Origin of the sequence: Klebsiella sp. X1-16S-Nf21 (assembly GCF_002837615.1) — a bacterium.
Taxonomy (GTDB): domain Bacteria; phylum Pseudomonadota; class Gammaproteobacteria; order Enterobacterales; family Enterobacteriaceae; genus Klebsiella; species Klebsiella variicola.
The window spans coordinates 1-14,211 of the sequence record NZ_PJDK01000107.1; the positions used below are offsets into that span (position 1 = coordinate 1).

Below are 14,211 nucleotides of genomic sequence, written 5' to 3' on the forward strand. Positions count from 1 at the left end.
GCCGCCGGGCGCGTAGCCTAACAATGTCCCAAACGGGGCGTCACTGCTTGTCGATCCTTTGCTCATTTAGCCTGACCTCAAATTAATGCAGCCCGGGCAGTTGGCGAAACAAAACTCCCTCTTCTTATCCTGCCGCAGGCACTTACCAGACAGAGGTGTAACGATGATACCACTCATTCGTTTCGCTAATCGTGCCGTTAAGGAAAATAACCCTGCAGCCGGAAACAAAAGTGATATCGTTATCGGTGATATAACAAAAAAACAACGCAACATCAGGAGTCGACAATGAGCACACCCTCGCATCTGAATGCCCAACCGCTGGTCTGGGGACACGGCCCGCGGACGTTTGAGGTGTTCCTTGAGCCCACCTGCCCCTACTCTGTCCGCGCGTTTAATAAGCTCGACGACCTGCTTGATGAGGTCGGCGCCGATAACGTCACCATCAAGATACGCCTGCAGTCGCAGCCGTGGCATCTGTTCTCCGGGGTGATTGTCCGCTGCATCCTCGCCGCGTCTACCCTGCCGCACGGCAGAGAGCAGGCGCATAAAGTGATGCAGGCCGTGGCCGACCATCGGGAAGAGTTTGAGTTTACCGATCACTGCAGCGGGCCGAATATGAACGCCACGCCGCAGCAAATCATTGAACGCATTGAACGTTACAGTCACGTGCTGCTGGGGGCCGCCTTTGCCCGCCCGGAGCTGCAGGACGTGATCAAGTGGCACAGTAAATACGCCCGTCAGAACGGCATTCACGTCTCGCCGACCTTTATGGTCAATGGCCTGGTGCAGCCGGATCTGGGCAGCGGTGATGATGTCAGCGTGTGGGCTGCGCGGATTATGGCCTGAGGTCACCTGCTACACTTTTTGTACATCCACGAAAAAGGCAAACCAGCATGTCAGAGCAAAACTACCAGCCACCCAAAGTGTGGGAATGGAAGCAAAACAGCGGCGGCGCGTTCGCCAATATCAACCGTCCCGTTTCCGGCGCGACCCATGAACGCGTCCTGCCGGTCGGTACCCATCCGCTCCAGCTATACTCACTGGGCACGCCCAACGGCCAGAAGGTGACCATCATGCTGGAGGAGCTGCTGGCGCTGGGCGTCAGCGGCGCGGAGTACGACGCCTGGCTAATACGCATTGGCGAAGGGGATCAGTTTTCCAGCGGCTTTGTCGATATCAACCCGAACTCGAAGATCCCGGCCCTCAGCGACCACTCCACCACGCCGCCGACCCGGGTATTTGAGTCCGGCAACATTCTTCTCTATCTGGCGGAAAAATTTGGCTTCTTCCTGCCAAAAGATCCTGCCGGCCGCACCGAAACCCTCAACTGGCTGTTCTGGCTGCAGGGCGCGGCGCCATTCCTCGGCGGCGGCTTCGGCCACTTCTATAACTATGCGCCGGTGAAGATCGAGTACGCGATCGACCGCTTTACGATGGAAGCCAAACGCCAGCTCGACGTGCTGGACAAACAGCTCGCCCGCGGTCGCTATGTGGCCGGCGAGGAGTACACCATCGCCGATATGGCTGTCTGGCCGTGGTATGGCAACGTAGTGCTGGGCAATGTCTATAACGCGGCGGAGTTCCTCGACGCCGGGAGCTATAAAAACGTGCTGCGCTGGGCGCAGGATGTGGGCAACCGCCCGGCCGTCAAGCGCGGACGCATCGTCAACCGCACCAACGGCCCGCTCAATGAGCAGTTACATGAGCGCCACGACGCCCGCGACTTTGACACCCAAACGGAAGATAAGCGCCAGGCGTAAGGTCTTCACACTTTCCCGCTGACGGGAAAGGGTTCCCACCACAGGACGGCTCCGCCTGCGAAGCCGTCCTGTTTAGCTTTCCAGCCGATAGCCCGCCAGAAAATAGCGCATCGCCATACCCGACCCACCTTCTTTGAAGAAATCCATCACCATATCTCTGTCAAGGCCATAGCGACGGGTCAGGATCCCCGCCTCCCACGCGCTGAGCTGACGGTCGCCGGTTTTTTCAAACATGCGGTGCGAGTAGCCGAGCACAAACCCGCGTTTATAGTCGGCGCAAAAATTCGCCGCATGCGCGGCGGTGTCAGCATAGGATGCCTGTAGCCCCGCCATTAAGCCTTTGCCAAAATGATTTTCCATCGCGCCCTCCCAATCGCTGTATAATAAATTATATAGCGTTTTTTTGAGCGAGCGTTAGCGCTATTTATGTCGTTTGCGCTAGCGTAAATACTTCTCAAACCATGCCAGCGTGCGTTGCCAGGCCAGATCAGCCGCAGCCCGATCGTAGCGCGGCGTGGAATCATTATGAAAGCCGTGATTCACGCCCTGATAGAGATAGGCCTCGTAGACTTTATGGTGTTCCTTCAACGCCTGTTCATAGGCGGGCCAGCCTTCATTAATGCCGCTATCGAGGCCGGCATAGTGCAGCAGCAGCGGCGCTTTAATTTTATCGACCTCCTTCAGCGGCGGCTGGCGGCCGTAAAACGGCACCGCGCAGGCTAGCTCCGGGATCGCCACCGCCGCCGCGTTGCTGACGCCGCCGCCGTAACAAAACCCGGTGATACCGACCTTCCCCGTCGCCTGTGGATGCTTCGCCATAAACGCGACCGCCGCAAAAAAATCATTCATCAACTTCACGGGATCGACTTTCTGCTGGAGCGCGCGGCCTTCATCATCATTCCCCGGATAGCCGCCGACGGCGCTCAGGCCATCAGGCGCCAGCGCGATATATCCCGCTTTCGCGACCCGCCGGGCTACATCTTCAATGTAGGGATTGAGGCCTCGGTTCTCATGTACCACCACAACGGCGGGCGCTTTGTCGGCTATTTTCGTCGGCGTCACCAGGTAAGCCCGCACTTCGCCGTGGCCGTCAGGAGAGGGATAATGAATATACTCCGGACGGATATCCGGATCGGTGAACAGTACCTGCTCTGCCAGGGCATAGTCGGGCTTCAGCAGATTAAACAGCGCCAGCGCGGTCATCCCGCCGACAGTATATTTCCCCGCCAGCTGGAGAAACTCGCGTTTGCTGATTTTGCCGTGGGCATAGTAGTCATAATACTCGAGCAACTGCTGCGGGAAATCTTTGGCCGTTAATCGCGTCATCACCTTGCCTCCGTTGTTAAGCGCCCTTTAAGCAAAGCAGAAGCCCGGACATACGCCAGCGCAGAGAAGCAGAAACGGGGGAGAAAAAAGCCCAGCGGCTAACACCGCCGGGAGAGAAGAGATCAGTGTTTCACTTTGTTCAGACGATCGAGATAGCCCATCACAAAGGCCGAAAGGACGAAGGTCAGGTGGATAATCACGTACCACATCAGCTTGTTGTCCGGCACGTTTTTCGCATCCATAAACACCCGCAGCAGGTGGATAGAGGAGATCGCCACAATTGACGCCGCGACTTTATTCTTCAGAGAGGTGGCGTCCATTTTACCGAGCCAGCTCAGCTTCTCTTTCCCTTCATTGATATCCAGCTGCGACACGAAATTCTCATAGCCCGAGAACATCACCATCACCAGCAGGCCACCCACCAGGGTCATGTCCACCAGCGACAGCAGCGTCAGGATCAATTCCGACTCGCTGACGCTGAAGATATGCGGCAGAACGTGGACGATCTCCTGAAAAAATTTGATGGTCAGCGCGACCAGTCCCAGCGAAAGGCCAAAATAAACCGGTGCCAGCAGCCAGCGCGAAGTGTACATAGCGTTTTCCAGAAAGCGTTCCATATAATCCTGTTAGTTAACAAAAAGAAGCGACATTATATCTCAGACAGATAACGTGATGGCAACGCCAGGCCAACACATCGCCGGCAGACGGCCATAAAAAAGGCCGGCGCGCGGCCAGCCTTTTCAGGAACAGAATCGGGTTATTTGGCTTTGACGGTCTCTTCGCCCACCAGCCCGATCTTGAGATAGCCCGCCTGATGCAGGGTATCCATCACTTTCATCATCGTCTCGTAATCGACGGTTTTATCCGCGCGGAAGAAGACAGTGGTATCTTTTTTGCCGGCGGTCAGGCTATCCAGGGCGTTAATCATATTCGCTTCGGTAATCGGGTCGTTGCCGAGGAACATGCTCTTATCCGCCTTCACCGACAGATAAATGGGTTTTTCCGGTCGCGGTTGCGGCTGGCTGGAGGAGGCCGGCAGATTCACCTTCACGTCAACCGTCGCCAGCGGCGCAGCCACCATAAAGATAATCAGCAGAACCAGCATGACGTCGATAAACGGCGTCACGTTGATCTCATGCATTTCGCCGTTATCGTCCAGATTTTCATTAAGACGCATCGCCATAGCCGATCAACCTACCCGTAATTTCTGCGCGCTACGCACCGGCTTCACACCGCTGGCGCTGAGGTCCAGGTCGCGACTTTGCAGCAGCAGCACCTGAGCGGCGACGTCGCCGAGCGAGGCCTTGTAGCTGCCAATCATGCGGGCAAAGATGTTATAGATGACCACCGCCGGGATGGCGGCGAACAGGCCGATGGCCGTCGCCAGCAGCGCTTCCGCGATGCCCGGCGCTACCACCGCAAGGTTGGTAGTCTGCGTCTGGGCGATACCGATAAAGCTGTTCATGATGCCCCAGACGGTCCCGAACAGACCCACGAACGGCGAAATGGCGCCGATGGTGGCCAGATAACCATTGCCGCGCCCCATATGGCGACCGACCGCCGCGACGCGGCGCTCAAGGCGGAAACCGGTGCGTTCCTTGATGCCTTCATTGTCTTCCGCACCGGCAGAGAGTTCGAGTTCGTTCTGCGCTTCATTGATAAGCTGGGTGGTCAGGCTCTTCGCCTCAAAGGCGCTGGCGATATCGCTGGCCTGATCGAGAGAGCGGGCTTCCGCCAGCTGCTGCTGTTCACGTTTGAGGCGACGCTTGCTGGCGAGGATTTCCGCCCCTTTGCCGAAAAAGATGGCCCAGGTGACGACCGACGCCAGAATCAGGCCAATCATCACCACCTTAACGACAATATCGGCATGATGATACATACCCCAAACGGAGAGATCCGCCTGCATCAAATTATTACCCACGCTCTATCTCCACGACGATAATCACAAAATCTGCCCACAATAATATCAAAACGACATCGAATTGATAGTGGTTCTCATTAGTATTTACACTGTGCAGCAAATCACGTTTATTTTCCTTGCGCTCACGCAGTAAAAAAGCGGCTTACTGCGGGCCTGGTAAAATTTTCGCCTGTATCGGCGCCGCACTGGTACAGAAAAGAAGATTCATGCTAGTTTAGACGTCCAGACGTATAAAAACAGGTTCATCAACATGGCTGATAAACATCTTGATACCGCGCTGGTCAACGCCGGACGGAGCAAAAAATATACCCAGGGCTCAGTGAACAGCGTGATCCAGCGCGCGTCATCGCTGGTTTTCGATACCGTGGAAGCCAAAAAACACGCCACCCGCAATCGGGCCAACGGCGAGCTGTTCTACGGGCGTCGCGGCACCCTGACCCACTTCTCGCTGCAGGAAGCGATGTGCGAGCTGGAAGGCGGCGCCGGCTGCGCCCTCTTCCCCTGTGGCGCGGCCGCGGTGGCCAACACCATCCTGGCGTTCGTCGAACAGGGCGACCATGTGCTGATGACCAATACCGCCTATGAGCCAAGCCAGGATTTTTGTACCAAAATTCTCGCTAAACTCGGCGTCGCCACCAGCTGGTTCGATCCCCTCATTGGCGCCGATATTGCCCAACTTATTCGGCCGGAGACCCGCGTGGTGTTCCTTGAATCGCCTGGCTCCATCACCATGGAAGTGCATGATGTGCCAGCGATTGTCGCCGCCGTGCGTCAGGTCGCGCCGGAAGCGATTATCATGATCGATAACACCTGGGCGGCGGGGATCCTGTTCAAAGCGCTGGATTTTGGCATCGATATTTCCATTCAGGCAGGCACCAAATATCTGATCGGCCATTCCGACGCCATGGTCGGCACTGCGGTGGCGAACGCGCGCTGCTGGCCGCAGCTGCGTGAGAATGCCTATCTGATGGGGCAAATGCTGGACGCCGATACCGCCTATATGACCAGCCGCGGCCTGCGCACCCTGGGCGTGCGCCTGCGTCAGCACCATGAAAGCAGCCTGCGCATCGCCGAGTGGCTGGCGCAGCATCCGCAGGTGGCGCGGGTCAACCACCCCGCCCTGCCCGGCAGTAAAGGCCATGAGTTCTGGAAGCGCGATTTTACCGGCAGCAGCGGGCTGTTCTCGTTTGTACTCAACAAGCGCCTCAATGATGCCGAACTGGCCGAGTACCTCGACAATTTCAGCCTGTTCAGCATGGCCTACTCGTGGGGCGGCTTTGAATCGCTGATTCTGGCCAATCAGCCGGAGCAAATCGCTCACATCCGACCGGATGCGGAAGTCGACTTCAGCGGCACGTTGATCCGTTTGCACATTGGTCTCGAAAATGTTGACGATCTGCAGGCGGATTTAGCAGCGGGCTTCGCGCGTATCGTGTAAAGTGACAGTCAGTGGCAACAATAGCGGACGCTTTTTAGCAAAGCGGCCGCTTTTGTTGCGCCCGGGATCAAGGTGCTCGGGTCTCTTCAGGAGTACACTAGTCAACAATACGGTACCACTTAGGAAAGTCCATGGTTGTCATTCAAGAGATTGTCGCCGCGTTGTGGCAACATGATTTTGCCGCATTGGCGAACCCTCACGTTGTGGGCGTTGTATATCTGGTTATGTTCGCCACCCTGTTTCTGGAAAACGGGCTGCTGCCCGCGTCCTTTTTACCGGGGGACAGCCTGCTGCTGCTCGCCGGCGCGCTGATTGCTAAAGGCGTCATGGACTTTGTGCCCACTATCGCCATTCTGACCGCCGCCGCCAGCCTCGGCTGCTGGTTGAGCTATGTGCAAGGGCGCTGGCTGGGCAATACGCAAACGGTGAAAGGCTGGCTGGCGCATCTGCCGCATAAGTACCATCAGCGCGCCACCTGTATGTTTGATCGCCACGGCCTGCTGGCGCTGCTCGCGGGCCGCTTTCTGGCATTTGTCCGCACCCTGCTGCCAACCATGGCGGGGATTTCCGGCCTGCCGAACCGCCGCTTTCAGTTCTTCAACTGGCTGAGCGCCCTGCTGTGGGTTGGTGTGGTCACGGGTCTCGGCTATGCGCTGAGCATGATCCCGTTTGTGAAGCGCCATGAAGATCAGGTCATGACCTGCCTGATGATCCTGCCGATTGCTCTGCTGCTGGCGGGCCTGCTCGGCACGCTGTTCGTGGTGATCAAAAAGAAATACTGCAGCGCCTGACGGCCACCTGCCGGGGGGCCTGCGCCCGCCCGGCTTGCCCTTCCCGATATTACATGCCCTGCATCGTGCGAATTCGTGCGGCATCTTCCCCGGGCGTCATACCGAAGTAGCGCTTAAACTCGCGGCTGAACTGCGAAGGACTTTCATACCCCACCCGCATCGCCGCCGCGCTGGCCTTCATGCCGTCATGGATCATCAGCATGCGCGCCTTGTGCAAACGGTAGGTTTTCAAATACTGCAGCGGTGAAGTACTGGTCACCGATTTAAAATTATGGTGAAACGCCGAGACGCTCATATTCGCCTCTGCCGCCAGCCGATCGACGCTCAGGTTTTCGGTGTACTGGCTCTCGATGTGTTTCAGCACGCGGCTTATCAAACTGAAATGGGTCTGCCGGCTGACCAACGCCAGCAGTGCGCCGCCGCAGGGGCCCGTCAGCACATAGTAGAGGATTTCACGGATAATCTGCTTGCCAAGAATGCGCGCGTCCAGCGGACGATCCATGACGTCGAGCAGCCGTTCGGCAGCGCATAAAATATCTTCGGAAAGCACTGCCGAATTTATTCCGCTGGAAGCGACGGCGGGCTGAAACAGCGGATCCTCGCCAATATCCATCAGCAGCTCCTGCAGTTGCAGGATATCGACGTTCAGACGCATCCCGGCGAGGGGCACCTCCGGGGTGGCAAAGGTTTCGCATTCGAAGGGCAGCGGCACGGTCAGCAGCAGATATTCATTTGTGTCGTAGCGAAAAGTCCGCTCATTGATATAACCAATTTTATGGCCGGAAAAGAGAAAAACGATCCCCGGCTGATACATCACCGGCGTCCGGGTACCCGGCTGCGTCCCATACAGCAGGCGGACGTCAGGCAGCAGCGAACTTAACAGTTCGTGCTTATCTTTCAGCTGGTTAATCTTCTCTGTCAATATCTGGCATATCTGTGCGTGTTGCATTGCCACCGCCTCTCCCGATGTTTCTTCACCCATACATTGTGCGCAGGCTGGCGAGAATTCTCCAGCCACATGGAGAAATAGGCAAGACATCGGCAGAAATGTGCATTGAGGGTCAACGGCGCCAGGACCACAATAACCGTCATCTGGCAGCGGTATCGTCCCTGTCGGCGGTTTTACTCTTTTGAGGACACTAGCAATGAATAATTTTGACCTGCATACCCCAACCCGCATTCTGTTTGGCAAAGGCGCGATTGAAAAGCTGCGTGAACAGATCCCGGCGGAGGCTCGCGTACTGATCACCTACGGCGGCGGCAGCGTGAAAAAAACGGGCGTCCTGGATCAGGTACTCACCGCCCTGAATGGCCTGGATGTCCTTGAATTTGGCGGCATCGAGCCGAACCCGTCTTACGAAACTCTGATGAACGCCGTGAAGCTCGCCCGTGAAGAGAAGGTCACCTTCCTGCTGGCGGTCGGCGGCGGTTCAGTACTGGATGGCACCAAGTTCATCGCCGCGGCGGCCCATTACGACGCCGCTATCGATCCATGGGAAATTCTGGAAACTTACGGCAGTAAGATCGCCAGCGCCATTCCAATGGGTTCGGTTCTGACTCTGCCAGCGACCGGTTCTGAATCAAACAAAGGGGCGGTGATTTCGCGGAAAACCACCGGCGACAAACGCGCGTTTATGTCTTCGCACGTCCAGCCACAGTTCGCGATCCTCGACCCGGTTTACACCTACACTCTGCCACCGCGCCAAGTCGCCAACGGCGTGGTTGACGCCTTCGTCCATACCGTTGAACAGTACGTCACCTACCCGGTTGACGGCAAAATTCAGGACCGTTTCGCCGAAGGCATTCTGCTGACGCTGGTGGAAGATGGCCCGAAAGCGCTGCAGGAGCCAGAGAACTACGACGTGCGCGCTAATATTATGTGGGCGGCGACTCAGGCGCTGAACGGTCTTATCGGCGCTGGCGTACCGCAGGACTGGGCGACCCATATGCTCGGCCACGAACTGACGGCGATGCATGGTCTGGATCACGCCCAGACGCTGGCTATCGTGCTGCCGGCGCTGTGGAATGAGAAACGCGATACCAAGCGCGCGAAGCTGCTGCAGTATGCCGAGCGCGTATGGAATATCACCGAGGGCTCCGAAGAACAGCGTATCGATGCCGCTATTGCCGCAACCCGTAGTTTCTTCGAGCAGATGGGGGTGCCGACCCGCCTCTCCGATTACGGTCTCGACGGTAGCTCCATCCCGGCGCTGCTGGCAAAACTGGAAGAGCACGGCATGACCAAACTGGGCGAACATCAGGATATCACCCTGGACGTCAGCCGCCGTATTTACGAGGCTGCTCGCTAATTTAACCCCGCCTGATTCACCTCTCCTTACGTTAAACAAACGTCGGGGAGAGGTGTTTTTACTACCGTTTTTAGCTATTTCGTCCAGACTTAATGCTACCCCTCGGCGGATTCTGCCTCGCCGAGTTCATTAACAGGAGGAAGGCATGACACATCCAACCGTTATAAAACTACACGACGGCAACCTGATGCCGCAGCTGGGTCTCGGCGTGTGGAAAGCTGGCAACGAGGAAGTCGTCTCCGCCATTCATAAGGCGCTGGAAGTCGGTTATCGCTCTTTTGACACCGCCGCCGCGTACCAAAATGAGGCCGGCGTCGGCAACGCGCTGCACAGCGCAGGCGTCAATCGCGATGAGCTGTTCATCACCACCAAGCTGTGGAACGACGATCAAAAACGGCCGCACGAGGCGCTGAAAGAGAGCCTCAGCAAGCTGAAGCTCGACTATGTGGATCTCTACTTAATCCACTGGCCGGTGCCGGCGATCGGCCATTACGTCGAAGCCTGGCAGGCGCTGATCGAGCTGCAGCAGCAGGGGCTGGCGAAAAGCATCGGCGTGTGTAATTTCCAGGTCCCGCATCTGCAGAAGCTGATTGATGAAACCGGCGTCGCACCGGTGATCAACCAGATTGAGCTCCATCCGCTGCTGCAGCAGCGTCAGCTGCATGCCTGGAACGCCACCCACAAGATCCAGACCGAATCCTGGAGCCCGCTGGCCCAGGGCGGTAAAGGGGTGTTCGATCAGAAAGTCATCCACCAGCTCGCCGATAAGTACGGCAAAACGCCGGCGCAAATCGTCATCCGCTGGCATCTTGATAGCGGTCTGGTGGTGATCCCGAAATCAGTGACGCCGTCGCGTATCGCGGAAAACTTTAACGTCTGGGATTTCCGTCTCGACAAAGACGAACTCAGCGAAATCGCGAAGCTGGACCAGGGCAAGCGTTTAGGGCCCGATCCGGATCAGTTTGGCGGCTAACATATAAAAAAGCCGGATAGCGCTGACGCCTATCCGGCTCTCTAACTGGCCCGGTCAGCAAAGCGCTACCGGGCACAACATCAGGCTTAACGCCCGGCGACTTTACCGCGTTTGACCGGTTTTTTCGCCGTCGTTTCACCGTTAGAACGCTGATGTACAATCGGCGTGTGCTTGGTCAGCGCCGGACGGGTATGGCGGTTCTGGCGACGCGCTTCGCGCATCTCATCCAGCGTCGGGGCAGGCACCAGGCAGTCGCGGCGTGAGCCAATCAGGTGCTTTTTACCCATCGCCTCCAGCGCCTGACGGATCAGCGGCCAGTTTGCCGGATCGTGATAGCGCAGCAGCGCTTTATGCAGACGGCGCTGTTTATCGCCCTTCGGCACCACCACCTCTTCGCTCTTATAGCCAATCTTGCCCAGCGGGTTCTTGCCGGTGTAATACATAGTGGTCGAGTTCGCCAGCGGCGACGGATAGAAGTTCTGCACCTGGTCGAGACGGAAGCGATGTTTCTTCAGCCACAGCGCCAGGTTCACCATATCTTCATCACGGGTTCCCGGATGGGCGGAGATAAAGTACGGGATCAGATACTGTTCTTTACCCGCCTGCTTCGAATAGGTATCAAACAATTCTTTAAAGCGGTCGTAGCTGCCCATCCCCGGCTTCATCATCTTCGACAGCGGCCCCTCTTCGGTATGCTCCGGGGCGATCTTCAGATAGCCGCCGACGTGGTGGGTCGCCAGCTCTTTGATATAGCGCGGATCTTCGACGGCGATGTCATAGCGTACGCCAGAGGCAATGAGGATCTTCTTAATGCCCTTCAGCTCACGGGCGCGACGGTAAAGATTGATCGTCGGCTCATGGTTGGTATCCATGTGCGGGCAGATATCCGGGTAGACGCAGGAGAGACGGCGGCAGGTCTGCTCGGCGCGTGGCGATTTGCAGCGCAGCATATACATGTTGGCCGTTGGTCCGCCGAGATCGGAGATCACCCCGGTAAAGCCGGGCACCGTGTCGCGAATGGCTTCGATTTCATTAATGATCGAATCTTCTGAACGGCTCTGGATAATGCGCCCTTCGTGCTCGGTGATTGAGCAGAACGAACAGCCGCCGAAGCAGCCGCGCATGATGTTGATCGAGAAACGGATCATCTCATACGCCGGGATACGCGCGTCGCCGTAAGCAGGATGCGGCACACGCTTGTAAGGCAGCGCGAAGACGCTGTCCATCTCTTCAGTCGAGAGCGGGATTGCCGGCGGGTTGATCCAGATATAGCGTTCGCCATGCTTTTGCATCAGCGCCCGGGCGCAGCCGGGGTTGGTTTCATGGTGCAGAATACGCGAAGCGTGAGCGTACAGGACCTTATCGCCTTTCACCTTCTCGAAGGAAGGCAGCAACACATAGGTCTTTTCCCACGGTTTGGGCCGCGGCGGCTGCACGGTGATGCTTTTGGCTTCCTGCTTTTTCGGCGCAACCGGCTTGTTATCGGCACACGGCAGATCCTCACCGTACGGATGCGGGATCGGGTCAATTTTGCCAGGCGTATCCAGGCGGGTGGAATCGACGCCGCTCCAGCCCGGCAGCGCCTCTTTCACCATGATGGCGGTATTGCGCACATCGCGGATCTGGTCGATGGTTTCGCCCATCGCCAGGCGATGCGCGACTTCCACCAGCGGACGCTCGCCGTTGCCGAACATCAGCATATCGGCCTTGGAGTCCACCAGCACCGAGCGGCGCACGGTATCGGACCAGTAATCATAATGCGCGGTACGGCGCAGGCTGGCCTCGATGCCGCCGAGGATCACCGGCACGTCTTTCCACGCCTCTTTACAGCGCTGGGTGTAGACCAGGGTGGCGCGGTCCGGGCGTTTACCCGCCACGTTGCCGGCGGTGTAAGCATCGTCATGGCGCAGCTTACGGTCGGCGGTGTAGCGGTTGATCATCGAGTCCATATTACCCGCGGTCACGCCGAAGAACAGGTTCGGCTTACCCAGGCGCATAAAGTCGTCTTTGCTGTTCCAGTCCGGCTGGGAAATGATCCCCACCCGGAACCCCTGCGCTTCCAGCATGCGGCCGCAGATAGCCATCCCGAAGCTCGGGTGGTCGACGTAGGCGTCGCCGGTCACCAGAATAATGTCGCAGCTATCCCAGCCAAGTTGGTCCATCTCTTCACGCGACATCGGTAAAAAGGGCGCAGGGCCAAAACAGGCAGCCCAGTATTGCGGCCAGGAAAAAAGGTCACGATCCGGTTGGATCAGGGATATTGCGCTCATATTGCTTCCGGGGGAAATGATAAAAAAATAACCAAAAGGGCGTGGATTATAAGCCGGAATGATAGTGGAAATGAAGGAGGATTTTCTCAAACCCTGACCGTGTTCCGGCCAGGGTTGAAGAGATTACGGCGCGGGATTCACCAGCATCTGGCCGATCGAGCCGCGGTCGGCAAGCTCCAGCGTCTGGCTCAGATACTGGAACGGGAAGTGCGGCCACGACGGCTGAGCATAGTAGACCAGCAGTTCAACCTGCCCGTCGACCCACACGGTGTCCTTCCAGCCGCGATCTTCCGGGAAGGGCGACGAGCCGTTGACGTTACGGATCTGGAACATCACCCCTTCAATATGGAACGACTGCGGGCGGTCGGCGCGCACCGTCCAGCGCTCCCAGGTCCCCTGTTGCGCCGTGATATCGATACGCTGCGGATCCCACAGCTGGCCGTTGATGCCCGGATCGTCGCCAAGGGTGATATCCCGGCTGCGGATCGGCGTGCCGGAGAGCAGTTCGGTCGGCAGCAGACGCACCGGCAGACTGTCGGTGACCAGCGGCAGCAGCCCGGTCGGCCGCAGGGTCAACACCAGCGTGGAGACCAGGATGCTTGACGGTTCAAAAAAGCCGCGGATACGGTCGACAATACTCGCCGCTTCACCGCAGGTAATGGACACTTCATCGCCGTTGGTCATATCGACCAGAATTTCACGCCGTTCCCCCGGCCCCAGCGACAGCTGCTTGAGCGAGACCGGCGCCGGCAGGAACCCCTGGTCGCCGGAAATCACATGCAGCAGTCGGCCATCGCTCATCTGCAGCTGATAGCGCCGGGAGTTGGAGGCGTTCAGCAGGCGCAGGCGCACCCAGCCGCGCGACACTTCGACATAGGGGCTCTGCACGCCGTTAACCAGCAGCGTATCGCCAACGAAGCCGCCGCTCCCCGGTTCGCTATATTCCGGCGTGCCGAAGTTATCCAGCCGCTTGTCCTGAATGATCACCGGGAAGTCATCAACGCCGTAGTGGTTAGGGATTGGCAGGTTCTTGCTGACCTCATCTTCCACCAGCCACATGCCGGCCAGGCCGTTGTATACCTGCTTCGCCATCCGGTTCGGCGTGTTGGCCTGATACCACAAGGTGGCAGCGCTCTGGCGGATAGGCAGCACCGGCGCCCAGTCGGCGTTCGGCGACATCATACGCGCCGCGCCGCCGATCAGCGGGCCAGGCACCTGCAGGCCGCGGATGGTCATCGCGACATTCTCAGTCAGACGGTTGCTGTAGATAAGCTTGACGTCGTCCCCGCTCCAGACGCGGATCGTCGGCCCCATGTAGCGGCCATTGATCCCCCAGACGGGGGCGCGAGTGCCTGGCGTAAACGACCAGTGCGAACGCTGCAGCGTCAGAAACAGCGGCTGACCGCGACGCGATTCCAGCAGC

Annotated in this window: 16 protein-coding genes; 6 read left to right on the forward strand and 10 right to left on the reverse strand. The window is 57.9% G+C overall.

Annotated elements, in window-relative coordinates; all coding sequences use genetic code 11:
• Both CW267_RS31775 and CW267_RS30970 read right to left on the reverse strand, forming a co-directional pair.
• Positions 1 to 66 (reverse strand): hypothetical protein (locus CW267_RS31775; RefSeq protein WP_413773665.1); only part of this gene is annotated, 66 nt, incomplete at its 3' end.
• Between the two features lie 76 nt (positions 67 to 142).
• Positions 143 to 265 carry a hypothetical protein gene (locus CW267_RS30970; RefSeq protein WP_004217169.1) on the reverse strand — a complete coding sequence of 41 codons (123 nt, stop codon included), beginning with the start codon at positions 263 to 265 and terminating at the stop codon, positions 143 to 145.
• Between the two features lie 20 nt (positions 266 to 285).
• Here CW267_RS30970 and CW267_RS27780 point away from each other — a divergent pair, with 20 nt between their 5' ends.
• Entirely contained in the window at positions 286 to 846 is a 561-nt protein-coding gene (locus CW267_RS27780; protein WP_004150918.1) for a DsbA family protein, read from the forward strand.
• Between the two features lie 47 nt (positions 847 to 893).
• Positions 894 to 1,760 carry a glutathione-dependent disulfide-bond oxidoreductase gene (yghU, locus tag CW267_RS27785; RefSeq protein WP_008806496.1) on the forward strand — a complete coding sequence of 289 codons (867 nt, stop codon included), beginning with the start codon at positions 894 to 896 and terminating at the stop codon, positions 1,758 to 1,760.
• A gap of 72 nt (positions 1,761 to 1,832) precedes the next feature.
• Here yghU and CW267_RS27790 read toward each other — a convergent pair whose 3' ends face one another.
• The 5 genes from CW267_RS27790 to exbB all read right to left on the reverse strand — a co-directional run bounded on the left by CW267_RS27790 (position 1,833) and on the right by exbB (position 5,007).
• The gene (locus tag CW267_RS27790; RefSeq protein ID WP_002916743.1) at positions 1,833 to 2,120 is read right to left on the reverse strand and encodes a DUF2623 domain-containing protein; all 288 of its coding nucleotides are present in this window, start codon (positions 2,118 to 2,120) and stop codon (positions 1,833 to 1,835) included.
• A 78-nt stretch (positions 2,121 to 2,198) separates the two neighbouring features.
• Positions 2,199 to 3,086 (reverse strand): YghX family hydrolase, encoded by an 888-nt coding sequence (gene yghX / locus CW267_RS27795; protein ID WP_023298222.1) that lies wholly within the window; start codon positions 3,084 to 3,086, stop codon positions 2,199 to 2,201.
• Between the two features lie 122 nt (positions 3,087 to 3,208).
• Positions 3,209 to 3,703, reverse strand: coding sequence for a TIGR00645 family protein (locus CW267_RS27800; RefSeq protein WP_008806498.1), 495 nt, complete (start codon positions 3,701 to 3,703; stop codon positions 3,209 to 3,211).
• 140 nt (positions 3,704 to 3,843) lie between these two features.
• Positions 3,844 to 4,269, reverse strand: coding sequence for a TonB system transport protein ExbD (gene exbD / locus CW267_RS27805; RefSeq protein WP_012967219.1), 426 nt, complete (start codon positions 4,267 to 4,269; stop codon positions 3,844 to 3,846).
• A gap of 6 nt (positions 4,270 to 4,275) precedes the next feature.
• Positions 4,276 to 5,007: a tol-pal system-associated acyl-CoA thioesterase gene (exbB, locus tag CW267_RS27810; protein ID WP_004174395.1), complete on the reverse strand. Its 732-nt coding sequence runs from the start codon at positions 5,005 to 5,007 to the stop codon at positions 4,276 to 4,278.
• 250 nt (positions 5,008 to 5,257) lie between these two features.
• Between exbB and metC the strand changes: the two genes are divergently transcribed.
• Positions 5,258 to 6,445 carry a cystathionine beta-lyase gene (metC, locus tag CW267_RS27820; RefSeq protein WP_008806499.1) on the forward strand — a complete coding sequence of 396 codons (1,188 nt, stop codon included), beginning with the start codon at positions 5,258 to 5,260 and terminating at the stop codon, positions 6,443 to 6,445.
• A gap of 131 nt (positions 6,446 to 6,576) precedes the next feature.
• Complete coding sequence (gene yghB, locus CW267_RS27825) at positions 6,577 to 7,236, forward strand: DedA family general envelope maintenance protein YghB (protein WP_004205217.1); 660 nt, start codon at positions 6,577 to 6,579, stop codon at positions 7,234 to 7,236.
• Positions 7,237 to 7,285: 49 nt separating this feature from the next.
• Here the strand turns inward: yghB and CW267_RS27830 are convergent, their stop codons facing one another.
• Positions 7,286 to 8,185 carry an AraC family transcriptional regulator gene (locus tag CW267_RS27830; RefSeq protein ID WP_012967218.1) on the reverse strand — a complete coding sequence of 300 codons (900 nt, stop codon included), beginning with the start codon at positions 8,183 to 8,185 and terminating at the stop codon, positions 7,286 to 7,288.
• Between the two features lie 196 nt (positions 8,186 to 8,381).
• Here CW267_RS27830 and yqhD point away from each other — a divergent pair, with 196 nt between their 5' ends.
• Positions 8,382 to 9,545, forward strand: a complete 1,164-nt coding sequence (gene yqhD / locus CW267_RS27840; RefSeq protein ID WP_008806500.1) for an alcohol dehydrogenase — start codon at positions 8,382 to 8,384, stop codon at positions 9,543 to 9,545.
• A 145-nt stretch (positions 9,546 to 9,690) separates the two neighbouring features.
• On the forward strand, positions 9,691 to 10,518 hold the full coding sequence (gene dkgA, locus CW267_RS27845) for a 2,5-didehydrogluconate reductase DkgA (RefSeq protein ID WP_008806502.1): 828 nt from the start codon (positions 9,691 to 9,693) through the stop codon (positions 10,516 to 10,518).
• An 86-nt stretch (positions 10,519 to 10,604) separates the two neighbouring features.
• On the opposite strand, the gene CW267_RS27850 is transcribed toward dkgA, so the two are convergent.
• Both CW267_RS27850 and ftsP read right to left on the reverse strand, forming a co-directional pair.
• Positions 10,605 to 12,878, reverse strand: coding sequence for a YgiQ family radical SAM protein (locus tag CW267_RS27850; protein WP_012540546.1), 2,274 nt, complete (start codon positions 12,876 to 12,878; stop codon positions 10,605 to 10,607).
• Positions 12,879 to 12,911: 33 nt separating this feature from the next.
• The coding region (gene ftsP / locus CW267_RS27855) for a cell division protein FtsP (RefSeq protein WP_101148688.1) at positions 12,912 to 14,211 on the reverse strand (1,300 nt) is incomplete at its 5' end.

Coding starts and splice junctions, on each gene's coding strand:
- CW267_RS27780 (WP_004150918.1), top strand. CDS start 286: ATGAGCACACCCTCGCATCTGAATGCCCAACCGCTGGTCTGGGGACAC.
- yghU (WP_008806496.1), top strand. CDS start 894: ATGTCAGAGCAAAACTACCAGCCACCCAAAGTGTGGGAATGGAAGCAA.
- CW267_RS27790 (WP_002916743.1), bottom strand. CDS start 2,120: ATGGAAAATCATTTTGGCAAAGGCTTAATGGCGGGGCTACAGGCATCC.
- yghX (WP_023298222.1), bottom strand. CDS start 3,086: ATGACGCGATTAACGGCCAAAGATTTCCCGCAGCAGTTGCTCGAGTAT.
- CW267_RS27800 (WP_008806498.1), bottom strand. CDS start 3,703: ATGGAACGCTTTCTGGAAAACGCTATGTACACTTCGCGCTGGCTGCTG.
- exbD (WP_012967219.1), bottom strand. CDS start 4,269: ATGGCGATGCGTCTTAATGAAAATCTGGACGATAACGGCGAAATGCAT.
- metC (WP_008806499.1), top strand. CDS start 5,258: ATGGCTGATAAACATCTTGATACCGCGCTGGTCAACGCCGGACGGAGC.
- yghB (WP_004205217.1), top strand. CDS start 6,577: ATGGTTGTCATTCAAGAGATTGTCGCCGCGTTGTGGCAACATGATTTT.
- CW267_RS27830 (WP_012967218.1), bottom strand. CDS start 8,185: ATGCAACACGCACAGATATGCCAGATATTGACAGAGAAGATTAACCAG.
- yqhD (WP_008806500.1), top strand. CDS start 8,382: ATGAATAATTTTGACCTGCATACCCCAACCCGCATTCTGTTTGGCAAA.
- dkgA (WP_008806502.1), top strand. CDS start 9,691: ATGACACATCCAACCGTTATAAAACTACACGACGGCAACCTGATGCCG.